At 74.0% G+C, this 22989-nt stretch carries 20 protein-coding genes and 1 tRNA gene; 6 read left to right on the top strand and 15 right to left on the bottom strand.

Going from position 1 to position 22989, the window contains the following annotated elements; translation table 11 throughout:
- Positions 1–12: 12 nt before the first annotated feature.
- The 6 genes from ACZ6IM_RS22490 to pdhA all read right to left on the bottom strand — a co-directional run bounded on the left by ACZ6IM_RS22490 (position 13) and on the right by pdhA (position 7224).
- The gene (locus ACZ6IM_RS22490) at positions 13–1110 is read right to left on the bottom strand and encodes a potassium channel family protein (RefSeq protein ID WP_052836673.1); all 1098 of its coding nucleotides are present in this window, start codon (positions 1108–1110) and stop codon (positions 13–15) included.
- The gene (locus ACZ6IM_RS22485; RefSeq protein WP_469558478.1) at positions 1107–2486 is read right to left on the bottom strand and encodes a molybdopterin molybdotransferase MoeA; all 1380 of its coding nucleotides are present in this window, start codon (positions 2484–2486) and stop codon (positions 1107–1109) included. Before ACZ6IM_RS22485 ends, ACZ6IM_RS22490 begins: the two co-directional genes overlap by 4 nt.
- Positions 2486–3478: an NTP transferase domain-containing protein gene (locus tag ACZ6IM_RS22480; RefSeq protein WP_469558476.1), complete on the bottom strand. Its 993-nt coding sequence runs from the start codon at positions 3476–3478 to the stop codon at positions 2486–2488. Before ACZ6IM_RS22480 ends, ACZ6IM_RS22485 begins: the two co-directional genes overlap by 1 nt.
- A gap of 115 nt (positions 3479–3593) precedes the next feature.
- A complete protein-coding gene (locus tag ACZ6IM_RS22475) occupies positions 3594–5063 on the bottom strand; it encodes a dihydrolipoamide acetyltransferase family protein (RefSeq protein WP_052836677.1) in 1470 nt (489 codons plus the stop codon).
- The gene (locus tag ACZ6IM_RS22470) at positions 5063–6067 is read right to left on the bottom strand and encodes an alpha-ketoacid dehydrogenase subunit beta (protein ID WP_052836680.1); all 1005 of its coding nucleotides are present in this window, start codon (positions 6065–6067) and stop codon (positions 5063–5065) included. Before ACZ6IM_RS22470 ends, ACZ6IM_RS22475 begins: the two co-directional genes overlap by 1 nt.
- Positions 6064–7224, bottom strand: coding sequence for a pyruvate dehydrogenase (acetyl-transferring) E1 component subunit alpha (gene pdhA / locus ACZ6IM_RS22465; protein WP_469558472.1), 1161 nt, complete (start codon positions 7222–7224; stop codon positions 6064–6066). The genes ACZ6IM_RS22470 and pdhA overlap by 4 nt, the downstream gene beginning before the upstream one ends.
- Positions 7225–7414: 190 nt before the next feature.
- Here pdhA and ACZ6IM_RS22460 point away from each other — a divergent pair, with 190 nt between their 5' ends.
- A complete protein-coding gene (locus tag ACZ6IM_RS22460) occupies positions 7415–7918 on the top strand; it encodes an Lrp/AsnC family transcriptional regulator (RefSeq protein WP_052836684.1) in 504 nt (167 codons plus the stop codon).
- 41 nt (positions 7919–7959) lie between these two features.
- Here the strand turns inward: ACZ6IM_RS22460 and ACZ6IM_RS22455 are convergent, their stop codons facing one another.
- Complete coding sequence (locus tag ACZ6IM_RS22455; RefSeq protein WP_052836685.1) at positions 7960–8562, bottom strand: TetR/AcrR family transcriptional regulator; 603 nt, start codon at positions 8560–8562, stop codon at positions 7960–7962.
- Positions 8559–10073, bottom strand: a complete 1515-nt coding sequence (locus ACZ6IM_RS22450; protein WP_469558468.1) for a 3-hydroxyacyl-CoA dehydrogenase — start codon at positions 10071–10073, stop codon at positions 8559–8561. Before ACZ6IM_RS22450 ends, ACZ6IM_RS22455 begins: the two co-directional genes overlap by 4 nt.
- Positions 10074–10220: 147 nt before the next feature.
- On the opposite strand from ACZ6IM_RS22450, the gene paaN reads away from it, so the two are divergent.
- Positions 10221–11912, top strand: coding sequence for a phenylacetic acid degradation protein PaaN (gene paaN / locus ACZ6IM_RS22445; RefSeq protein WP_469558466.1), 1692 nt, complete (start codon positions 10221–10223; stop codon positions 11910–11912).
- 9 nt (positions 11913–11921) lie between these two features.
- On the opposite strand, the gene ACZ6IM_RS22440 is transcribed toward paaN, so the two are convergent.
- From ACZ6IM_RS22440 to ACZ6IM_RS22415, 6 genes are all read right to left on the bottom strand, one after another.
- The gene (locus ACZ6IM_RS22440; RefSeq protein WP_469558463.1) at positions 11922–12701 is read right to left on the bottom strand and encodes a TrmH family RNA methyltransferase; all 780 of its coding nucleotides are present in this window, start codon (positions 12699–12701) and stop codon (positions 11922–11924) included.
- Positions 12698–13990 (bottom strand): HTTM domain-containing protein, encoded by a 1293-nt coding sequence (locus ACZ6IM_RS22435; RefSeq protein ID WP_469558460.1) that lies wholly within the window; start codon positions 13988–13990, stop codon positions 12698–12700. The genes ACZ6IM_RS22440 and ACZ6IM_RS22435 overlap by 4 nt, the downstream gene beginning before the upstream one ends.
- Positions 13987–14952, bottom strand: a complete 966-nt coding sequence (locus ACZ6IM_RS22430) for a DUF5819 family protein (RefSeq protein WP_469558457.1) — start codon at positions 14950–14952, stop codon at positions 13987–13989. The genes ACZ6IM_RS22435 and ACZ6IM_RS22430 overlap by 4 nt, the downstream gene beginning before the upstream one ends.
- A 171-nt stretch (positions 14953–15123) precedes the next feature.
- Complete coding sequence (locus tag ACZ6IM_RS22425) at positions 15124–15453, bottom strand: rhodanese-like domain-containing protein (RefSeq protein WP_052836698.1); 330 nt, start codon at positions 15451–15453, stop codon at positions 15124–15126.
- 52 nt (positions 15454–15505) lie between these two features.
- Positions 15506–16321, bottom strand: coding sequence for a hypothetical protein (locus ACZ6IM_RS22420; RefSeq protein ID WP_052836700.1), 816 nt, complete (start codon positions 16319–16321; stop codon positions 15506–15508).
- 72 nt (positions 16322–16393) lie between these two features.
- Positions 16394–17896 (bottom strand): DUF2252 domain-containing protein, encoded by a 1503-nt coding sequence (locus ACZ6IM_RS22415; RefSeq protein WP_469558454.1) that lies wholly within the window; start codon positions 17894–17896, stop codon positions 16394–16396.
- A gap of 374 nt (positions 17897–18270) precedes the next feature.
- Between ACZ6IM_RS22415 and ACZ6IM_RS22410 the strand changes: the two genes are divergently transcribed.
- Positions 18271–19167 (top strand): carbohydrate-binding protein, encoded by an 897-nt coding sequence (locus ACZ6IM_RS22410; RefSeq protein ID WP_052836705.1) that lies wholly within the window; start codon positions 18271–18273, stop codon positions 19165–19167.
- Positions 19168–19253: 86 nt separating this feature from the next.
- On the opposite strand, the gene ACZ6IM_RS22405 is transcribed toward ACZ6IM_RS22410, so the two are convergent.
- Positions 19254–19340, bottom strand: a tRNA-Leu gene (locus tag ACZ6IM_RS22405).
- A gap of 540 nt (positions 19341–19880) precedes the next feature.
- On the opposite strand from ACZ6IM_RS22405, the gene fhaA reads away from it, so the two are divergent.
- The 3 genes from fhaA to ACZ6IM_RS22390 all read left to right on the top strand — a co-directional run bounded on the left by fhaA (position 19881) and on the right by ACZ6IM_RS22390 (position 22968).
- Entirely contained in the window at positions 19881–20750 is an 870-nt protein-coding gene (fhaA, locus tag ACZ6IM_RS22400) for an antibiotic biosynthesis regulator FhaA (RefSeq protein ID WP_052836707.1), read from the top strand.
- Positions 20751–20760: 10 nt separating this feature from the next.
- Positions 20761–21279: an antibiotic biosynthesis regulator FhaB gene (fhaB, locus tag ACZ6IM_RS22395; RefSeq protein WP_003975090.1), complete on the top strand. Its 519-nt coding sequence runs from the start codon at positions 20761–20763 to the stop codon at positions 21277–21279.
- A 141-nt stretch (positions 21280–21420) separates the two neighbouring features.
- Positions 21421–22968, top strand: a complete 1548-nt coding sequence (locus ACZ6IM_RS22390; protein ID WP_052836922.1) for a Stp1/IreP family PP2C-type Ser/Thr phosphatase — start codon at positions 21421–21423, stop codon at positions 22966–22968.
- Positions 22969–22989 lie beyond the last annotated feature (21 nt).

Here is a 22989-nt window from a genome sequence, read left to right as displayed (position 1 = left end):
GCTGGGAACGGCTCAGTCGCGGGGGAGCGGGCGGGCGTCGGGCGTCACATGGGTGGCCGGCGTCGCCCGTACGATCGTGATCAGGCGGTCCGTCAGTTCCAGTCCGCCGACGGCCGGGTCGTCGTAGCCCAGCACCCGATGCCCGCGCAGCACGCTCACCACCAGGTCGTCCGTCTCGCGCGGCTTCCTGCCCACCTCGGCCTTTATGACGGGCCGTTCGACGAGGTCGAGTCCGCTGCCCTGGCTGATCAGGTCCTCCATGACCATGCCGGCGGCGGGGCTGAGCACGGAGAGCCCGAGCAACCGGCCGGCGGCGCTGGCGCTGGTGATCACTGCATCCGCGCCGGACTGCTTCAGCAGGGGCGCGTTCTCCTCCTCGCGGACCGCGACCACGATCTTCGCGCCGCGGTTGAGCTGCCGGGCCGTCAGCGTCACCAGCACGGCCGTGTCGTCGCGCTGCGTGGCGATGATGATCTGCTTCGCCCGGAACGCCTCGGCCCGGTTCAGCACATCGCTGCGGGTCGCGTCACCGACCACGCCCGCGTAGCCGTGGGCCGTCGCCGCCTCGATGGCCTTGCCGCTGGGGTCGACCACGACCACCTGGTCCTTGCGCAGCCCGGTCGCGCAGACGGTCTGGATCGCCGACCGCCCCTTGGTTCCGAAGCCGACGACGACGGTGTGATCGCGCAAGGCGGACCTCCAGCGGTTCAGGCGCCACTCCTCCCGAGTGCGCTCGGTGAGGGCTTCCAGCGTGGTGCCGACCAGGATGATCAGGAAGAGCACGCGCAGCGGCGTGATGACGAAGATGTTGGTCAGCCGGGCGGCGTCGCTGACGGGCGTGATGTCACCGTATCCGGTGGTGGAGAGGGTGACGGTGGCGTAGTAGAACGAGTCGAGGAGATCGACGGAACCGTCGGAGTTGTCGGTGTAGCCGTCGTGGTCCGCGTACACGATGAAGGCCGTCACCACGAGGACCACCAGGGCGATGGACAGCCGCTTGGCGACCTGCCGGAACGGGTGCTCCACCAGTTTCCTGGGGAGCTTCACCTTGTGGGTCACGAAGTGCTCGTCCGCCTGGCGCGCGATCGCGTCCTGGCCCGGAAGTTTCACGTGAAACACACCCCGATCCCGCCGGCCGCCCAGGGCAGGTCGAGCAGCTCGGTCTCCTGCCCCGGCCGCGCGCCGCCCGGGGGTACGACGGCCAGCGCGTCGGCGGCCGCGATGCCGCGCAGCATCGCCGGACCGTTGTAGTGCAGCGGCACGGCACCCTCGTCGCGCAGCACGACCGGCACCAGCCGGGTGTCGTGCGGATGCCCGTGCACGGCGTCCCGCAGCGGCAGCGTGTACGGCTCCGGCGCCGACCGGGCGGCGAGGGTGCGCAGCAGCGGCTCGGCGAGGGTGAGCAGGCCGGAGACGGCGGCGAGGGGGTTGCCGGGCAGTCCGACGAGGTGCTGGTCGTCCTTGAGACGGGCCAGCAGCATCGGGTGGCCGGGGCGTGCCTGGACACCGTCCACGAGGAGTTCGGCACCGATCCGGCGCAGGATCGGGTGGACGTGGTCGACGGGTCCGGCGGCGGTGCCGCCGGTCGTCACGATCAGGTCGGCGTCGGAGGACGTGACGGCGCGGTGCAGCGCCTTGGCGTCGTCGCCGATCCGGCGCACGGCGCGGACCTCGGCGCCCAGCGCGCGCAGCCACGGGGGCAGCATCGGGCCGAGCGCGTCCCGGATGAGGCCGTCGTGCGGGAGGCCCGCGGTGAGCAGTTCGTCGCCGAGGACCAGGACGTCGACGCGGGGGCGGGGGACCGCGGTGAGTGTGTCGTACCCGGCGGCGGCGGCGAGGCCCAGTACCGCCGGGGTCGCGAGGGTGCCGACGGGCAGCAACTGGTCGCCGCTGCGGCACTCCTGGCCGCGCGGGCGGATGTCCTGACCGTGGACGACCTCGCGGGTGGGATGCAGGCGTCCGTGTTCATCGGTGCGGCCGTGCTCGGAGCGCAGTACGGCGGTGGTGTCCGCGGGGATCCGCGCCCCGGTGGCGATGCGGACGGCCTCGCCGTCGGCGAGGGGCGCGGGCTCCGCGTGCCCGGCCAGGACGCCCTCGTCGCGCACCGCCCAGGGGCCGGGGCCGGCGAGGGCCCAGCCGTCCATCGCGGAGGAGTCGAAGGAGGGCAGGTCGGTGAGGGCGGCCAGGGGTGCGGCCAGGGTGAGGCCGAGGGCCGCGTCGAGGGGCACGGCGACCGGTGTGCGGCGGGCGGCACGGGCCGCGGCGCGGGCGGCGCGTTCGGCGGTCGCCCGCGCCTCGGGCCAGGGGGTCGCGCGGTGGTGGGCGTCCGCCGGATGGTGCGGGACGGGTGTGCCGTGTCCGCCGCGGCCCGGGTGGGCGGGACCGCGGTGGGCGGGGCCGGGGTTCTCCTTCACGAGGGCGAGCGCCTCCTCGACGTCGAGGTCGTCCTCGGCCTCCGTGTCGGCCCGCGTGCCGGGGGAGGGCATCACGCGTCCGGGCGGGTGTCGGGGGTGGCGTCGGGCGCCACGCCGGGCTTGCCCTTCGCGGGGCCGGCCCCGGTGCCGGCGGCCTCCTCGGCCCAGCGCAGGGCGAGGGCCGCGGCCTTGCGGGCGGTCTCCGCGACGGCCTCGGGGCCTCCCCCGGCCCGCCCGGCCGCGTAACCGACCAGGAAGGTGGTCAGCGGGGCGGCCGGCCTGGCCACCCCGTGGGCGGCGTCGCGCGCGAGATCGAGCAGGACCTTGGTGTCGACGTCCAGGTCGATGCCCAACTCGTCCTTGGCTGCGGAAATCCATTCATCCAACACGTGACCATGCTCCCTGATGCGTGCCCTTGCGGTGGCGATGTCGTCCCAGGTGTCGCAGTCGAAGGAGGCGACGGCGTCCGGGACGCGAGTGAGGCGCAGAGCGCCGGTCAGGCGGCGCAGGGGCAGCCCGGTGAGGTCCGGCCGGTCTGTCCCTTCCTCCCGGTCACGGGCGAGCGCGGCCAGTTCGCGGCGCAGCGCGGACGCGCGGTAGGCGGCGACGAGGGGCTGGTCGCGGCCGTCGGCGTCGGTGAGCAGCGCCCCGTCGGCGCCGCCCGCGGCGAGGGCCGACAGCAGCCGCCCGACGGTCGGCCCGGCGAGGAACGGCAGGTCGGCGGAGAGCACCACGACGTGTTCCGCGGTGGTGCGCCGCAGTCCGGCGGCGAGTGCGGCGAGCGGTCCCCCGCCGGGCGGGTCCTCGCGGGCCCAGGTCACCGGGCGCGCGGTGGGACGGGGGTCGGCGACGACGACGGTGGTCCGCGCTCCGGCGCAGGCGGCGAGCACCCGGTCGAGGAGCGCGCGTCCGCCCACCCGCAAGCCGGGCTTGTCCGCGCCCCCGAGCCGCCGGGCGGCCCCGCCGGCGAGCACGACGACGTCGTACCCGGTGGGGCCGGGGCCGGTACCCGGCGCGGGGTCGGTGCCGGCGCCTGGGTCGCCGGCGGGCTCGTACGCGGTCACCCCCCGAGTATGGGGCTCTGGGCGATCACAGGGAACGCGGCGGAGCCCGCGCGATCGGACGGGGTGCGGACACACCTGCGGACACACCGTCACCTTGTGGGCGTCATCGCCCCTGTCACAGGGTCCGCAGCAGCACCGCCGGCTGTTCCACGCAGTCCGCCACGTACCGCAGGAAACCGCCCGCCGTGCCGCCGTCGCACACCCGGTGGTCGAAGGTGAGCGAGAGCTGCACCACCTGACGCGCCGCCAGCTCGCCCTCGTGCACCCAGGGCTTGGGGACGATGCGGCCGACGCCGAGCATGGCCGCCTCGGGGTGGTTGATGATCGGCGTGGAGCCGTCGACGCCGAAGACGCCGTAGTTGTTCAGTGTGAAGGTGCCGCCCGTCAGTTCGCCCGGCGTCAGCCGGCCCGCGCGGGCCGCCTCAGTCAGCCGGGCGAACTCCGCGGTGAGCGACTCGGCGTCCCGCGCGTGCGCGTCCCGGACGACCGGCACGACCAGCCCGCGGTCCGTCTGGGCGGCGAAGCCGAGGTGGACCTGTTCGAGCCGGACGATCTCCCGGGCCTCCGTGTCGACGGTCGAGTTCAGCTCCGGGAAGCGGGCCAGGGCTGCCGTGCAGATCCGGGCCAGCAGGGCGATCAGGGAGATCCTGGGCCCCCCGGACGCGTTCATCGCGGTGCGCGCCCGCATCAGCTCGGTCGCGTCGGCGTCCACCCAGCAGGTCGCGTCCGGGATCTCCCGCCGGCTGCGGGAGAGCTTGTCGGCGACGGCGCCGCGCACGCCCCTGAGGGGGACGCGGGTGCCGTCGGAACGCGGGGCGGAGGAAGCGGAGGGGAGGGCGGAGGACGCGGACGAAGCGTCCGGCACCCGGCCCGTCCCGGCCTCCCGGACCGCCGTACGGCCGCCCTGCGCGGCGGCGGCACGCAGCGCGTACTCCACGTCCGCCCGCAGGATCAGCCCGTCCGGGCCCGAACCGGTCAGCTCCCGCAGGTCCAGGTCGTGCTGCCGGGCCAGCCTGCGCACCAGCGGGGAGATGACCGGGACCGGACCGTCCACCGGCTCCGCGGCACGGGCCGGGGCTTCCACCGGCCCGGCGCCGGGGACCCGGCCGTTCGCCCGCCCGGACGCGCCGGTGGCCAACTGCCGGTCGGCGCGCACCCGACGGCGCCGCGCGGGTGCCTCGGAGGTGCCGTAGCCGACCAGGACGTTGCCGGAGCCCTCCGCCTTCCGCTCCGCGGCGGGCGTCTCGGCGGCCGGTGTCCCGGCGGCAGCCGTACCGGTGCCCGGGCCCGCCTCCCGCGCCGGGCCGTCGGCCGCCGTGTCGCCCTCGCCCACCGCCACGGTCACCAGCGGCGCCCCGACGGGCAGCTCCGTGCCCTCCTCGCCGAAGCGTGCGGTGACCACGCCGCCGTAGGGGCAGGGCACCTCGACCATCGCCTTGGCCGTCTCGACCTCGACGACCGGCTGGTCCACGGCGACCACGTCGCCGACCTCGACCAGCCAGCGCACGATCTCCGCCTCGGTGAGCCCCTCACCGAGGTCGGGCAGCTTGAACTCCAGGCTGCGCCCGTCAGAAGCGTGTGCCATCAGCTTTCGGCCTCCCACTGCAGGCGCCCCACGGCGTCCAGGATCCGGTCCACACCAGGCAGGTGGTGACGCTCCAGCATCGGCGGAGGATACGGGATGTCGAACCCGGCCACACGCAGCACCGGCGCCTCCAGGTGGTGGAAGCAGCGCTCCGTGACCCGGGCCGCGATCTCCCCGCCCGGGCCCCCGAAGGAACCCGACTCGTGGACGACGACCGCGCGTCCCGTCCGCCGCACCGAAGCGCACACCGTCTCGTCGTCGAACGGCACCAGGGAGCGCAGATCGACGACTTCGAGGTCCCAGCCCTCGGCCCGGGCCGCCTCGGCCGCCTCCAGGCAGACGGCCAGCGACGGCCCGTACGTGATGAGTGTGGCGCTCCGGCCGGAGCGCCGCACCACCGCGCGGCCCACCGGTTCAACGGACGCCGGCTCCTGCGGGTTCCACGTGTCCTTCGACCAGTAGAGCCGCTTCGGTTCGAGGAAGACGACCGGGTCGTCGGAGGCGATGGACGCGCGCAGCAGCCCGTACGCGTCGGCGACCGTCGCGGGCGTGACGACATGGAGCCCCGGAGTCGCCATGTAGTACGCCTCGGACGAGTCGCTGTGGTGCTCGACGCCGCCGATGCCGCCGCCGTACGGGACGCGGATGGTCAGCGGCAGGGGCATCTTTCCGCGCGTGCGGTTGCGCATCTTGGTGACATGGCTGACGACCTGCTCGAACGCCGGGTAGGCGAAGGCGTCGAACTGCATCTCGACGACCGGGCGCAGCCCGTACATCGCCATGCCGACGGCGGTGCCGAGGATGCCGGCCTCGGCGAGCGGGGTGTCCGTGCAGCGGTCCTCGCCGAACTCCGCGGCGAGCCCGTCGGTGACCCGGAAGACGCCGCCGAGGGTGCCCACGTCCTCGCCGAGGACGTGCACCCCCGGGTCGGCGGCCATGGCGTCGCGCAGCGCGCGGGTGAGGGCCTGCGCCATGGTGGCCGGCTTGGCGGCGACGGTGGTCATCGGTGTCCCCCCTGAGGTGCCGGCGCGGATTCCGCCTCGGCCTCCGCCTCCAGCTCCGCGCGCAGCTGGGCCCGCTGCTCGCGCAGTTGCGGTGTGGGCTCGGCGTAGACGTGGGCGAACAGGTCCAGCGGGTTCAGCGCCGGGTCCTGGTTCATGCGGGCCCGCAGGTCGGCGGCCATGGTCTCGGCGTCCTCGCGGGCCGCCCGGATGCCGTCCTCGTCGAGCAGGCCGCGTTCGGTCAGCTCCCGCTCCAGCAGCTCGACCGGGTCGTGCCGGCGCCAGGTCTCCACCTCGGCTTCGCCCCGGTAGCGCGTGGCGTCGTCGGCGTTGGTGTGCGCCTCGACGCGGTACGTCACCGCCTCCACCAGCGTGGGGCCGCCCCCCGCGCGCGCGTGCCGCACGGCGTCGGACAGGACCTCGTGCACCGCGGCGGCGTCGTTGCCGTCGACCAGGCGGCCGGGCATCCCGTAGCCGACGGCCTTGTGGGCCAGCGACGGGGCGGCGGTCTGCTTGTCGAGCGGGACGGAGATCGCGAAGCCGTTGTTCTGCACGAGGAAGACGACCGGGGCCCGCCAGACGGCGGCGAAGTTCAGCGCCTCGTGGAAGTCGCCCTCGCTGGTGCCGCCGTCACCGACCATGGCCAGCGCGACCACGTCGTCGCCCTTGAGGCGCGCGGCGTGGGCGAGACCCACCGCGTGCGGCAGCTGGGTGGCCAGCGGCGTGGACAGCGGGGCGACCCGGTGCTCGTAGGGGTCGTAGCCGGTGTGCCAGTCGCCGCGCAGCAGGGTGAGGGCCTCGACGGGGTCGACGCCGCGCGAGACGACGGCGAGGGTGTCGCGGTAGCTGGGGAAGAGCCAGTCCCGCTCCTGAAGGGCCAGCGCGGCGGCGACCTCGCAGGCCTCCTGGCCGGTGCTGGAGGGGTAGACGGCCAGCCGGCCCTGCTTGGTCAGCGCCGTGGCCTGCGCGTTGTAGCGCCGGCCGCACACCAGCCGGGCGTACAGGGTGCGCAGCAGCTCGGTGTCGGCGCGGTCCGCGGCCTTGGTGCCGAGGACGCGGTAGGGCTCCGTGTCGGGCAGCAGCGGCGCGGGGTCGGTTCGGGGCTGCCAGGCGGGCGGCGGTGTGGGCCGGTACGCGCCCCGCTGCTCCATGACCGTCATGACGGCACCTCCTCGTGGGAGACGGCTCCGGGCTCGTCACGGGTGTGACGGGCCTCACCTACCGATTGTTCGGTCGTCGGCACATTTTGGCTACATGCGGCCCCAGGCTGTGGACAAACGGTTCTCCACAGCCTGAGATGGACGCAGTACGTCCATGAGGGGAAGGCGGGGGCAGGTGGCATCTGAACAAATGGCCGATCGCCCCGGGGAGGGCGGCGGCACGGACGAGCCCGGCGCCCCGCCGCCCCCGCGCCCGCTGGACGCCATCGACCAGGACATCCTGCGCATGCTCCAGGCGGACGGCCGGGCCTCGATACGGTCGGTCGCGGAGCGGGTGCACGTCTCGCGCGCGAACGCCTACGCGCGGATCAACCGGCTCGTCGAGGACGGCGTCATCCGCGGCTTCGGCGCCCGCGTGGACCACGAGCGCGCCGGGCACGGCACCTCGGCCTACATCACCCTGAAGATCGTCCAGAACTCCTGGCGGACGGTCCGCTCCCAGCTGCGCCTGCTGCCCGGGGCCTCGCACATCGCCCTGGTGGGCGGCGACTTCGACGTCCTGCTGCTGGTGCACACCCCGGACAACCGGGCCCTGCGCGAGCTGGTACTCACCCGCCTCCAGGCCATCCCGGAGGTGCTCAGCACCCGCACCCTGCTGGTCTTCGAGACCGAGGACCTCGAACCGCAGGGCTGACCGGGGGCGGCCGGACCGGACCCGACCGGACCGGACCCGTTTCAGGACGCCTTGCGCAGGCCGCCGAACACCAGCCGCGCCACCGCGTCGACCACCTCGCGCTCACCGGCACCGCCCCGGCCGTCGGGACCCTCGGGCCGGTACCACTCGACGATCGAGTTGATCATGCCGAAGACGAGGCGGGTCGCGAGCCGCACCTCCACGTCCGCGCGCACGTCCCCCTCGGCCGCCGCGTTCTTCAGCAGGGCGGCGACCCGGTGGTCGAACTCGCGCCGCCGCTCCAGCGCCCACCGCTCGGTGCCGGTGTTGCCGCGCACCCGCAGCAGCAGTGTCACGTAGGGCAGCTCGGCCATGAGCACCTCGACCATGCGCCGCACGACGTACTCGAGGCGCTCTGCGGCGGTCCCCACGCGCGCGTGCTCCTCGTCGAGGATCCCGAAGAGCTCGTCCAGGGCCCGGCTCACGGCCCGGCGCAGCAGCTCCTCCTTGCCCGTGACGTGGTGGTATATCGACGACTTGGAGATCCCCGCCGCCTTGGACAGATGCTCCATGGAGGTGCCGTCGTAGCCGCGCTCGATGAAGACCTGCACGGCGACGGACAGCAGCGTCTCGGGCGTGTACGTGTCGCGCTTGGCGGTGGTCATGAGGCTGCACCCTCCCGGTCCTCGGCGGCCGCTGCGTGGCGGTGGAGTGCCAGGGACGGCGCGCAGCGTCCGGACGGTTCCCACTCGTGCACGTTGGCCAGCAGGTGGTAGGCCCAGGTGTCACCGAGCCGACGGCTCCATTCGAAGGGCCCGAGGGGGTAGTTCACACCCAGGCGCATCGCCGTGTCGACATCCTCAGGGGCGGCCACGCCCTTGGCCACGGCGTCGAACGCCAGGTCGATGATCCGGGCGACGGTCCGGGCCACGATCAGGCCGGGGACGTCGCCGACGACGCTGACCTCCTTGCCGAGCGCCTGGAACAGGCCGGTGGCCTCGGACAGGAGGCCCGTACGGACGCCTTCGGATGCGGACAGGGCGATCCGGGTGGCCGCGCGGTAGTCGAGGGCGAGGTCGAAGTGGACGAGGTCCTTCGACACGGGCAGCCGACCGTCGGTGAGGCACAGCGTGCCGCCGCCGGGCAGGACCATCCTCCCCGCGCCGTACCCGTCCGCCTCACGGACCTCGATGCCCGCCTCACGGATCAGCCCGACCAGCTCGGCCGCCGGGCCCAGGTCGCCCTCGACGAGCACGTACGCGGGCCGTTCGGCGGGCTCGGCGGTGTGCGGCGCGGGGCGCTCGGCACCCTCCCGGTAGTCGTACCAGCCCTGTCCGCTCTTGCGGCCGAGCCGGCCGGACTCGACCAGGCGGCGCTGGGCCAGGGACGGAGTGAAGCGCACGTCCTGGAAGAACGCCTGCCACACGGAGTGCGTGACGGACTCGTTGACGTCCTGCCCAATGAGGTCGGTCAGCTCGAAGGCGCCCATCCTGAACCCGCCGGAACCGCGCAGCACGGCATCGACGGTGGCCGGGTCGGCGGCGCGCGCCTCGTACGCCGCGAGGGCCTCGGCGTAGAAGGGCCGGGCGATGCGGTTGACCAGGAAGCCGGGGGTGTCGGCGCAGGCGACCGGGGTCTTGCCCCAGGCGCGGGCCGTCTCGTACGCGCGCGTGGCCGACGCGGGATCGGTGGCGAACCCGGAGACCACCTCCACCAGCGGGAGCAGCGGCGCGGGGTTGAAGAAATGCAGGCCGACGAGGCGGCCAGGTACGCGCAGCGCGCCCCCGACGGCGGTGACGGACAGGGAGGAGGTGTTGGTGGCGAGCAGGCAGTCGTCGCCGACGACGTCCTCCAGCGCGCGGAACAGCTCCTGCTTGACGTCCAGCCGCTCCACGACCGCCTCGGCGACGAGCGCGCAGCCGGTGAGCCCGTCGAGGGTCCCGGCGGGCGTCAGCCGGGCGCGGGCGGCGTCCCGTTCGGCGCCGGTGAGGCGGCCCTTCTCGACGAGCCGGTCGAGCCGGGCGCCGATCGCGTCGGCCGCTTCCCGGGCCCGGCCCGGGGCGGCGTCGTACAGCCGCACGGGATGGCCCGCGACCAGCGCCACCTGGGCGATGCCCTGGCCCATGGTGCCGGTGCCGACGACGGCCACGGGGCTGCTGAGGTCGAGTGCTGTCATGTGCGCGATCCTCCCGCACGGGGTTTTCCACAGATGCGGCGGTCCCTCTTGTCCCGACCGATCGTTCGGTTACTCTAGCCGTGTCCGCCTGTCTCTGCCCAGGTTTCCCCCAGGTCCACGGACTCGACGACGAGGAGTTGGTCCCGCATGGCCGCCGAACTCACCGCACACCAGCTGATCGCCCGGCACCGGCCGACCCTGGACCTGGCGCTGGAGACGATCCGCACGCGCGCGTACTGGTCCCCCCACCCCGAGCACCCCAAGGCCTACGGGGAGAACGGCAGCCTGGACACGGCCGCGGGCAAGGCCGCCTTCGACGCCCTGTCCGGCACCCGCCTGGACCTCGGCCAGCCCGGCACCGACGGCTGGGTTGGCGGCGAGGTCTCCCCGTACGGGATCGAGCTGGGCGTGGAGTACCCGCACGCGGACCTCGACGTGCTGCTCCCCGCCATGCGGGCCGGCCAGAAGGCGTGGCGGGAGGCGGGCGCGGAGCTGCGCGCGATGGTCTGCCTGGAGATCCTGCGGCGGATCGCCGACCGGACGATGGAGTTCGCCCAGGCGGTCATGCACACCTCGGGACAGGCCTTCATGATGGCCTTCCAGGCGGGCGGCCCGCACGCCCAGGACCGCGGCATGGAGGCCGTGGCCTACGCGTACGTGGAGCAGTCCCGCACGCCGGAGACGGCGGAGTGGACCAAGCCCCAGGGCAAGCGCGACCCGCTCGCGCTCACCAAGCGGTTCACCCCGGTCCCCCGCGGCATCGGCCTGGTCATCGGCTGCAACACCTTCCCGACGTGGAACGGCTACCCCGGCCTGTTCGCCTCCCTCGCCACCGGCAACGCGGTCCTGGTCAAGCCGCACCCCCGCGCGGTGCTGCCGCTCGCACTCACCGTCCAGGTCGCCCGCGACGTCCTCACCGAGGCCGGCTTCGACCCGAACCTGGTGGCGCTGGCCGCCGAGCGCCCCGGCGAGGGCATCGCCAAGGCCCTGGCCACCCGCCCGGAGATCCGGATCATCGACTACACCGGCTCCACCGCCTTCGGCGACTGGCTGGAGGCCAACGCCCGCCAGGCGCAGGTGTACACGGAGAAGGCCGGCGTCAACACGGTGATCGTGGAGTCGACCGACGACTACCGGGGCATGCTCGCCAACCTGGCCTTCTCGCTCTCCCTCTACAGCGGCCAGATGTGCACCACCCCGCAGAACCTGCTGATCCCCCGCGACGGCATCCGCACCGACCAGGGCGCCAAGTCCTACGACGAGGTCACCGCCGACCTGGCCCGCGCCGTCGACGGCCTCCTCGGCGACGACGCCCGCGCCAACGCCCTGCTCGGCGCGATCGTCAACCCGGACGTGAAGGCCCGCCTGGAGGCCGCCGCCGGTCTCGGCGAGGTGGCCCTCGCCTCCCGCGAGGTGACCCACCCGGGCTTCCCGGACGCGGTCGTGCGCACCCCGGTGATCGTCAAGCTGGACGGCGCCAAGCCCGAGGACGAGGCCGCCTACACCAGCGAGTGCTTCGGCCCGGTCTCCTTCGCCGTCGCCGTCGACTCCGCCGGCCACGCGCTGGAGTTGCTGCGCCGCAGCGTCCGCGAGAAGGGCGCGATGACGGTGGGCGCGTACACGACCGACCCAGAGGTCGAGGAGGCCGTGCAGGAGGTCTGCCTGGACGAGGCCGCCCAGCTCTCCCTGAACCTGACCGGCGGGGTGTACGTCAACCAGACGGCCGCCTTCTCCGACTTCCACGGCTCCGGCGGCAACCCGGCGGCCAACGCGGCCCTGTGCGACGGCGCGTTCGTGGCGAACCGCTTCCGGGTGGTGGAGGTCCGCCGCCCGGCCTGAGCCAGGACGCTACGGCACCTGGGGTGCGCCCCCGCCGGCGCTCCAGTGGTACAGCGTCATGGCCACACTGGTCGCGAGGTTGTAGCTGGAGACCTGGGGGCGCATCGGCAGCGCCACCAAGTGGTCGGCCCGCGCGCGCAGCTCGCGCGAGAGCCCGCTGCGCTCGGAGCCGAACGCGAGCAGCGCCTCGTCCGGCAGCTTCAGCCCCCGGATGTCCTCGCCCTCCGGGTCCAGCGCGAACACCGGGCCCGGCGGCAGCACGGCGACCTCCAGCCGCTCCACTACGGTCGCGAAGTGCAGCCCCGCCCCGCCGCACACCACCGTGGGGTGCCAGGGGTCGAGGGTGCCGGTGGTGACCACGCCGGTCGCCCCGAAACCGGCGGCCAGCCGGATCACCGCCCCCGCGTTGCCGAGGTTGCGCGGCTGGTCGAGGACCACGACGGGGGTGGGGCGGGGCATGCGCGCCAGCGCCTCCAGGCCCGCGGCCCGGGAGGGCCGTACGGCCAGGGCGGCCACCGCGGTGGGGTGCGGCCGCGCGACGAGCGACGCGTACGCCTCGGGCGACACCTCGGTCAGCAGCCCCGCCAGCGCCTCGCGCACGTCCGGCGCCAGCTCGTCGGCGAGGGCCAGCGCGCCCGCGCGGTCGCTGGTGACCGCCACCGGCACCTCGGCGCCGAAGCGCAGCGCGTGCTTGAGGGCGTGGAAGCCGTCCAGCAGCACGCACCGGTCGGCGTGCAGGTGCCAGGCCGCCGGCGGGCCCGGGGCGGGGTCCGGTCCGGGGGAGGTCATGCCCGGAAGCCTACGTGCGTGTGCTCGGGGTCCTTCCCGTCCGCCGCGCCCGTTCCGGCCGCCGCCCCCTCGGCCTGCCGGGTCCGGGGCCCGGGCACCGTCGCCGTACGACCGTCCCCGTCCGGCGCCTTGGCCAGGCCACCGGCGGGTCCCCGGCCGGACAGCCGGCCGCGCGCGCGTGCCGCCCAGCCGCCCAGCCGGCGCAGGAACGAGGTCGGCAGGAAGACCGCGTCGGCGGCGATCATCGCCAGCGAGAAGAAAGGCAGCCCGAGCGTCACGGCGATCACCGCGTGCTCGGTCATCATCGCGGCGAGGAGCACGTTCTTGACCCGCCGGTTGAACAGCGTGAACGGGAAGGCGACCTGCACGGCGACCGTGCCGTACGTGATGAGCATGACCATCGTGCCGTTGGCGGTCAGCGCGTCGGAGAGCGCGGACCACGGCGAGAAGTAGTCCAGGTGCAGCGGGTAGTAGACGGCCGTGCCGTCCTGCCAGCGGGACCCCTGGATCTTGTACCAGCCGGCCGTCGCGTAGATCAGGCACGCCTCGGCCATGATCACGACCAGCGCGCCGTTGTGCACGATGTTCGTGACCACGTCCAGCAGGACCCGCGGCTGGCTGCCCTCCGCGCCCCGCTCCACGGCCCACCACAGTCCCAGCGCGGCCCACACCGCCCACAGCAGGGCCGGGACGAACCAGTCGCCGTCGAGACCGCCCGCCAGCGTCACCGTGAGCAGCAGGAACCCCGAGGCGCACCACAGCCCCGGCCCGACCCGGTCCGCGACCCGCTCACCACGCGCGCGTGCCGCCGCCGCGCGCCGGGCACGGCGGGCGTCCAGCGACCACACCTGGCCGCACCGGGTGAGGACCAGGTAGATGCTCATGAGGTGCACGACGTTGTCGCCGCCGTCCCCCATGAAGACGCTGCGGTTCTGCAGCGAGAGCACGCCGACCATGAAGAGCACGGACATGGTCCGGGTGCGCCAGCCCAGCAGGAGCAGCACGCTGCTCAGGACGGCCAGCGCGTAGACGACCTCGAACCAGGCCCGCCCGTCCGACCACATCAGCGCCGTGAAGGCGCCGTTGTCCGCGATCAGCTGCTCGGCGAGGTCGTGGCTCCAGGGACTGTCCGGACCGTACAGCTCGCTGCGGTGGGGCAGTTCGCGCAGCAGGAAGAGCAGCCAGGTGGCGCTGAAGCCGATGCGGATCACGGCGGTCTGGTACGGGCCGAGCGCGGCGCCCGTGACGCGGGCGATGCCGCGGGAGACGCAGAGGGCGGCGGCGTTCACGCGGCGCCCCCTTCCCGCGCGGCCCGTCCGGCCTTCGCACCCCGGTTCTCCGCGGCCACGGACCACCAGGGCAGTTCGCGGACGGTCGGCCGGCCGGAGACCTTCTCACCGCTCCACGGGGGCGGTTCCACGTTCGTGGTCCGGGAACGGTACTGCACGCGCTCGACGACACCGCCGCTTCCGACGGCGCCGTCGCGGTCCAGACGGAGAAGGGCGATGCGCCGCAGATACGTCTCGGCGAGGGTGCCCCGCAGACCCACCGGGCGGTCCTCGGAGTCGTGGCTGGCGACGAAGAAGTCCCAGGCCCGGCGCAGTTCGTTCTGCTGGGTGTGGCTCGGCAGCAGATTGCCGTCGATGGCCCGGCCGTCCTCGGCGGACAGGTCGTACCAGCGGGTCGTCCGTATCTCGCCGCCGGCCGTGCTGACCTCCGCGCGGACCTGGACGGAGACGTTCTGCTGGAGGGGGTTGGGCGCGAAGAGCTTCCAGTTCTGCTCGAACTCCGGGAAGACCCACTCGTCCACCGCGGAGCCGTGTTGCTTGGTGAGGGTGTTGGACGGGGCCACGTGCAGGAACACCAGGCCCAGGTGGGCACAGACGGCGACCGCGACCACCGCGAGGGCGACCACGGCACCGACCTGGTAGCGCGGGGAGAGCGCGGCGACCCCGGTACGCGGGGCGGGGGGTTGCCCGGGGTCCTGCGCGGCAGGTGCGGCAGCGGCCTCCTCAGAGGCGGCCTCCTCCCGGGCGGTGACCACGGCGCCCTCGGACCTCCCGGCCGCACCGGAAGCCGCCGCACCCCCCGTGGCCCCCATGGCCCTCGCAGCCCCCGCAGTCCCCTCGGCGGCGGGACGCTCGGCGGAGTCGGTGGCCCCGGCCGACCCGCCGGTGTCCGCCGGGTCCGCCTCGCCGTCCGGCCCGGCCTGCCCCTGCCGGGCGCCCGAGCCCTTGTCGTACGCGTCCATTCCGCCCCGTTCGGTCCCGATCCGTCTAGCCGCCCGCCCCGCCACGGGCGCCCACGCGCCCGTGCGGCTGCTCGGCGACGTTCGAACGGGAACGGTACTCAGGACCGGCCGCCCGCACAGCCCCCGGCGGACCGCCGCCCCGTGGCCCTCACCACATCGGGCGGGGACAGCCTAGAGAACGTGCCCCGGCTGGCCCTTGTCGTCCACCACGGGACGCCCGGCCGCGGCCCACTCCTGCATGCCCCCGTCGACGTTCACCGCGTCGACGCCCTGCTGGACCAGGTACATGGTGACCTGCGCCGAGCGGCCGCCGACACGGCAGAGCACGTGCACCCGGCCGTCCTGAGGAGCGGCCTCGGCCAGCTCACCGTACCGGGCCACGAACTCGCTGAGGGGAATGTGCAGCGCCCCCGCGGCATGACCCGCCTGCCATTCGTCGTCCTCGCGGACGTCCAGCAGGAAGTCACCGTCCTCGAGGTCCTCGATCCCGACCGTGGGCACACCAGCTCCGAAACTCATGCCCCAGACGCTACCCGAGCCGCCACCCGGCGGCTCAGTCCTGCCCGAGCACCCCCGCCAGCTCCGCCTCCCGCTCGCGCACCTGGGCCGCCAGCTGTTCGGCGATCTCGTCCAGCAGCCGGTCGGGGTCGTCCGGGGCGAGCCTGAGCATGGCGCCGATCGCGCTCTCCTCCAGCTCCTTGGCGAGCACGGTGAGCAGCTCCTTGCGCCGGTCGAGCCATTCGAGGCGGGCGTACAGCTCCTCGCCGCGGCTCGGGCGCCGCTCGGGCACCGGACCGGCGGCCCACTCCTCGGCCAGCTCGCGCAGCTGGGCCGCGTCGCCGCGGGCGTAGGCGGCGTTGACGCGGGTGATGAACTCCTCGCGCCGGACCCGCTCGGCCTCCTCCTGCGCCAGGTCGGGGTGGGCCTTGCGGGCCAGCTCGCGGTAGAGCTTGCGGGCCTCCTCGCCGGGCCTGACCCGCTGCGGGGGCCGTACCGCCTGGTCCGTGAGCATCGCCGTGGCCTCCGGGAACAGCCCGTCCCCGTCCATCCAGCCGTTCAGCAGCTCCTCGACCCCGGGGATCGGCATCAGCCGGGCCCGCGCCTCGTCGGCCCGGCGCAGGTCGTCGGCGTCGCCCGTACGGGCCGCCCTGGCCTCGAGGATCTGCGCCTCCAGCTCCTCCAGCCGGGCGTACACCGGGCCGAGCCGCTGCTCGTGCAGCCGCGAGAAGTTCTCGACCTCCACACGGAAGGTCTCCAGGGCGATCTCGTACTCGATGAGTGCCTGCTCGGCGGCCCGTACGGCCTGTTCCAGCCGTTCCTCGGGACGCGGCGCACCCCCCTGCTCGGGCTCAGCTTGCGGCGTCGTCACCCGACCAGCCTAGGGCCTGTCCGGCGCACCGTGCCCCGGACGCCGGCCCGGGCACGGTGCGCCGGACGCCCCTCACACCCCCAGCTCCGCCGCGACCCGCCCCGCGCGCACCGCGGCCACCAGCTCCGCGTGGTCCGCCTCGGTGCGGTCGGCGTAGGCGACGGCGAAGGCGGCGACCGCCTCGTCCAGCTCGCCGTTCTTGCCGCAGTAGCCCGCGATCAGCCGCGGGTCTGCGCTGTGCGCGTGGGCCCGGGCCAGCAGGGCGCCGGTCATCCGGCCGTAGTCGTCCAGCTGGTCGGCGGCCAGGGCCGCGGGGTCGACGCTGCCCTTGCGGTTGCGGAACTGCCGTACCTGGAAGGGCCGTCCGTCGACCGAGGTCCAGCCGAGCAGGATGTCGCTGACCACCTGCATCCGCTTCTGCCCCAGGACCACCCGGCGGCCCTCGTGCGCGGCCTCGGGGGCGTCGAACCCGGCGGTCGCCAGGTGCGGCAGCAGGGCGGAGGGCCGGGCCTCCTTGACCTGGAGCACGAGCGGTTCGCCCCGGTGGTCCAGGAGCAGCACCACGTATGACCGCGTGCCCACGCTGCCGGTGCCGACGACCCGGAAGGCCACGTCGTGCACCGCGTACCGGGCCAGCAGCGGCAGCCGGTCCTCGGAGAGCGTGGCCAGGTACGCCTCCAGGGCGCCCGCGACCGCCGCCGCCTCGGCGTCCGTCACCCGGCGCAGCACCGGCGCCGCGTCCACGAAGCGCCGCCCGCCGTCCTCGGTGGACTCGGTGGACTTCGCGGCGAAGCGCCCGCTGGTGTTGGCCCGCGCCTTCTCGGAGACCCGCTCCAGCGTGCCGAGCAGGTCGTGGGCGTCGGTGTGGGAGACCAGTTCCTCGTCCGCGATGGCGTTCCAGGCGTCCAGCGCGGGGAGTTTCGCCAGCAGCCGCATGGTGCGCCGGTAGGCGCCCGCCGCGTCGTGGGCGGCCTCGCGGCAGGTGTCCTCGTCGGCCCCGGCCTCCCGGCCCGCGAGGACGAGGGAGGCGGCGAGCCGCTTGAGGTCCCACTCCCAGGGGCCGTGGACCGTCTCGTCGAAGTCGTTCAGGTCGATGACCAGGCCGCCGCGGGCGTCGCCGTACAGGCCGAAGTTGGCGGCGTGCGCGTCCCCGCAGATCTGGGCGCCGATCCCGGTCACCGGCGTGCGCGCCAGGTCGTACGCCATCAGGCCCGCCGACCCGCGCAGGAACGCGAACGGCGTGGCCGCCATCCGCCCGGCGCGGATCGGGGTGAGCCCCGGTATCCGGCCGCAGTGGGACTCCTCGACCGCGCTCACCGCGTCCGGGCGGCCGGCGTCCAGGTCGAGCGCGGCGTGCGCGGACCGCGGGACGCGCGTGCGCAGCGCCTTGCCCTCCGCCTTCGGCGAGCCGGCCGCGGGCCACCGCGCGAACCCGGGCACGACCGGCAGCCGCCCGCCCCGCACCGCCCCGCCCGGCTCTGTCGCGTTGCCGTCCGCACGCGCCGCCGGCGCCACCACCCCCGCCGCCTCTCCGGACGCCGCTTCCGTGCCCGCCCCCACCGTCGCCCCGGTCATCCCGGCCGCCCTCCCCGTACTCGTCCGTGCCCCTGTGCCGCACCGCGTCGTGCCGTGCCGTGCCTCGCCGTACCCGCGCGGCGCACCCGTGCGCCGCGCCGCGCCGGCGCGCCACGACCGTACCCCCGGCGGCACCGCCCGTACACGGGCCCCGTCCGCCGCCCGCATAACGCCGGGCAGGGGGCGAAACAGGGGGTGCCCCCGCCCCGCCCGGCGCGCCTACGGTGGCCAGCGATCACCACGGAGCGCGCCCGCCGTACCAAGCAGCCTGCCCCGCGCCGGCGGGCGCGCTCCCTGTCCCCGACGTCCCGGATGACGCACGTCCCGGCACACCTTCCCCAGGGACCACCCACCGAGGAGACCGAGGAACCGCCATGACCTCCGACACCCCCACCACCCCCCAAGAGCCCGGACCCGGGCCCCGGCCCGGCCCCGGCCCGGGTTCCGGCGCCGACCGCGGGATCAGCCGCAAGACGCTGCTCAGGGCGGCCGTCGCCGCCGGTGCCACCGTTCCGCTGCTCGCCACCGGCGGTATCGCGCTGGCCCGGGACGCCGCCCGCTCCTCCGACGACCGGAGCCTGACGCCTACCCCGTACTGCGACGACGGCGACGACCTGACGCCCGACCAGATGGAGGGCCCGTACTTCAAGCCGAGCTCCCCGCTGCGCACCGACCTGGTCACCCCCGGCACCCGGGGCACCCCGCTGACCGTCAGCGGCTACGTCTTCGGCCGGAACTGCGTCCCTCTGTCCGGCGTGCTCCTCGACTTCTGGCAGGCCGACGACGACGGCGACTACGACATGGCCGGGTACACCTTCCGCGGCCACCAGTTCAGCGACGCCACCGGTGCGTTCGCCCTGAAGACGATCGTGCCCGGCCTCTATCCCGGCCGCACCCGGCACATCCACGTCAAGGCACAGGCCCCCGGCGAGCCCGTGCTGACCACCCAGCTCTACTTCCCCGGCGAGCCCCGCAACAGCACGGACACAATCTTCGACCCGGCCCTGCTGATGAACGTCCGCGGCGCCGGCGGCGGCAAGGAGGGCACCTTCGACTTCGTCCTGAACGTGGACGGCGACACAGGCCCCACGGATCCGCCCACCGACCCTCCCACCGACCCGCCGGGCGGCACCTGGACCAGCGGCCACGCCTACACCGCCGGCGACCGGGTGACCTACGGCGGCCGCGCCTACCGCTGCCTCCAGGCGCACACCTCGATGACCGGCTGGGAGCCGCCGAACGTGCCGGCCCTGTGGCGGCCGGAGTCCTGAGACCTTCCTCACAGCGCACCCGTCGCAGGCCGCCGCGCCCGGACACGCGGAAGCCCCCCAGGTCCGAGACCTGGGGGGCTTCCGGCTGGTGCGCGAGGGGGGAGTTGAACCCCCACGCCCTTGCGGGCACTGGAACCTGAATCCAGCGCGTCTGCCTATTCCGCCACCCGCGCATTGGGTGTGTCTTCCGAGCTTTTCCTTGCGGTCCGGCGCCTTCCGACACGAGAACATTAGCACGCTGGAAGGGGTCGATTCACATCCCTTTCCCCCGGCGGACCGGGGCGCCCGCCCTCCTTCGGGCACTCGTCCCGGTCCTTGGCCGTTCACGTATCAACCTCGTACCGGTCCGGCCCGTCTCCCCAGGAGCCGGTGGGGGACCGCGGTCAGGTGCGGGACACTGGTCTGCGGCCGCCTCTACGATCCTGGGCATGAGTACCCGCGGGAGCACATCCCGAAGGTCCGCGGGAGTTCGAAGGGGAACTCCGGCGGGAACTCCGAGAGGCGTCGACACCCGTCGACCGGGCCGACAGGGGGAACCAGCCGATCGACCGGCGCGTGGATACGATCAGTAAGCAGTACCAGGTGGGCAGTGCAGGACCGCACGGCACTGCGCGAGGCGGCACGACGCGGCACAGCACGACGCGGGACAGCGGTACGCAAGGCAGCAGTACGCAAGGCAGTGGACAGGACGGCAGCGACGGAGGAGGTGCCCCATGGGAGTCCTGAAGAAGTTCGAGCAGCGTCTCGAAGGTCTGGTCAACGGCACCTTCGCGAAGGTGTTCAAGTCCGAGGTGCAGCCCGTGGAGATCGCGGGAGCGCTCCAGCGCGAATGCGACAACAACGCGACCATCTGGAACCGCGACCGCACCGTCGTGCCCAACGACTTCATCGTGGAACTGAGCACACCCGACTTCGAACGCCTCAGCCCCTACTCCGGGCAGCTCGGCGACGAGCTGGCCGGCATGGTCCGCGACTACGCCAAGCAGCAGCGCTACACCTTCATGGGACCGATCAAGGTCCACCTGGAGAAGGCGGACGACCTCGACACCGGTCTGTACCGGGTGCGCAGCCGTACGCTCGCCTCCTCGACCAGCCACCAGGCCGGACCAGGGCCCGCCGCGCCCCCGGCCCCGCCCGCGCGGCCCGCCGCCCCGGGCGGCGGGTACGGCTACCCGCCGGCCGCCGCCCCCGCGGGCGCCCCGCCCATGCCGTCCGCGCCGCCACCCGGCCGTCCCGGCGGCTACGGCTACCCGCAGCCCGCAGGCGGCCAGCAGCCCCCGGCCGCACCCGCACCCGGCGGACGCACCCGCCACTGGATCGAGATCAACGGCACCCGCCATCAGATCTCCCGCGCGACGCTCGTGCTGGGCCGCAGCACCGAGGCCGACGTGCGGATCGACGACCCCGGCGTCTCCCGCCGGCACTGCGAGATCCGGACCGGAACGCCCTCGACGATCCAGGATCTCGGGTCCACCAACGGCATCGTGGTGGACGGGCAGCACACCACCCGCGCTACGCTCCGCGACGGCTCGCGGATCGTCGTGGGCAGCACCACCGTTATCTACAGGCAAGCCGAAGGGTGATCCGGGGGCAATGTCAGAGCTGACCCTCACGGTCATGCGGCTGGGTTTTCTCGCCGTACTGTGGCTGTTCGTGATCGTGGCCGTGCAGGTCATCCGCAGCGACCTCTTCGGTACGCGGGTCACCCAGCGCGGCGCGCGACGCGACGCCGCCCGACCGCAGCAGACCGCAACGCGCCAGGGCCAGGCGCCTCCACCGCAGCGCCAGCAGTCCGGCGGCGGCCGCGGCCGCCGGGGCGCGCCCACCAAACTGGTCGTGACGGAGGGCACGCTCACCGGCACCACCGTTGCCCTCCAGGGCCAGACCATCACGCTCGGCCGGGCACACGACTCGACGATCGTGCTGGACGACGACTACGCCTCCAGCCGCCATGCCAGGATCTACCCGGACCAGAACGGTCAGTGGATCGTCGAGGACCTGGGCTCCACCAACGGCACCTACCTGGACCGGGCCCGGCTGACGACCCCCACCCCGATTGGCCCCGGGGCGCCGATCCGCATCGGCAAGACCGTCATCGAGCTGCGGAAGTAGTGCTACACCAATGAATGAGCGCGAGCGGAGCGAGCACGCAGCGGCGGCCGGCACCCCGGGCCCCGGCGCGCTCCCGACCGGAGGGTGGGCAGTGTGGCTCGACACGACCGGCTGCAGTCGGAGCCGACGGGCGAGGTGCGCATGAGTCTGTCACTGCGTTTCGCCGCCGGTTCCCACAAGGGCATGATCCGGGAGGGCAACGAGGACTCCGGCTACGCCGGGCCCCGCCTGCTCGCCATCGCCGACGGCATGGGCGGCCAGGCCGCCGGTGAGGTCGCCTCCTCCGAGGTGATCTCCACCATCGTCGCCCTCGACGACGACGTGCCCGGCTCCGACGTCCTCACCTCCCTCGGCGCCGCCGTCCAGCGTGCCAACGACCAGCTGCGGCAGATGGTCGAGGAGGACCCCGCCCTGGAGGGCATGGGCACCACCCTGACCGCCCTGCTGTGGACCGGCCAGCGCCTGGGCATGGTCCACGTCGGCGACTCCCGCGCCTACCTGCTGCGCGACGGCGTCCTCACCCAGATCACCCAGGACCACACCTGGGTGCAGCGCCTCGTCGACGAGGGCCGCATCACCGAGGAGGAGGCGGGCACCCACCCGCAGCGCTCCCTGCTGATGCGCGCCCTCGGCAGCGGCGACCACGTCGAGCCCGACCTGTCCATCCGCGAGGTCCGGGCCGGCGACCGCTACCTGATCTGCTCCGACGGACTCTCCGGCGTCGTCTCCCACCAGACGATGGAGGACACCCTCGCCAGCTACCAGGGCCCCCAGGAGACCGTCCAGGAGCTGATCCAGCTCGCCCTGCGCGGCGGCGGCCCCGACAACATCACCGTCATCGTCGCCGACGTCCTCGACCTCGACACCGGCGACACCCTCGCCGGACAGCTCTCCGACACCCCCGTGGTCGTCGGCGCCGTCGCCGAGAACCAGGCCCAGATGGGCGACAACGGCATCATGCAGACCCCCGCCGGCCGCGCCGCGGGCCTCGGCCGGCAGGGCGGCCAGCGCGGCGGGGGCGGCGAGTTCGGCCCGCCGGGCAGCGGCGACACCACCGGCTTCATCCCGGCCGGTGGCTTCGACGACTACGGCCCCGACGACTTCGTCAAACCCCGCAAGAACCGCAAGTGGCTCAAGCGGTCCCTCTACACCGCCCTCGCCCTCGCCGTCATCGGCGGCGGCACCTACGGCGGCTGGCGCTGGACCCAGACCCAGTACTACGTCGGCACCAACGACGACCACCTCGCGCTGTACCGGGGCATCAGCCAGGACCTCGCCTGGGTCTCGCTCTCGAAGGTCCAGAAGGACCACCCCGAGATCGAACTCAAGTACCTGCCGCCCTACCAGCAGAAACTGGTCGAGGCCACCATCCCCGAAGGCGACCTCAACGACGCCCGGGCCAAGATCGAGGAACTGGCGGTACAGGCCTCCGCCTGCAAGAAGCAGGCCGACCGGCGCACCGCGGAGACCGAGAAGAACGCGAAGACGGGCGAGGGCGAGGCCGGAGGCACCACGGGAACCACTCCCGCCTCCTTCACGTCCAAGGCCTCACCCAGCCCGAACCCGTCGGGCTCGCCCGAGGCACCCGAATCGTCCGAGTCCCCGTCCACGACCGCACCCACTCCAGGCTCAGGACCGACCCTCTCGGAGGAAGAGCAGAAGGTCGTCTCGCTGTGCGGTAAGCAGTAGGCAAGCCGTGAGAGGCCCTGT

The sequence above is a fragment of the Streptomyces sp. NPDC042336 genome, from assembly GCF_055581985.1.
Note: the sequence above shows the minus strand (reverse complement) of the source record. Positions and strands in the feature narration are given on the sequence as shown.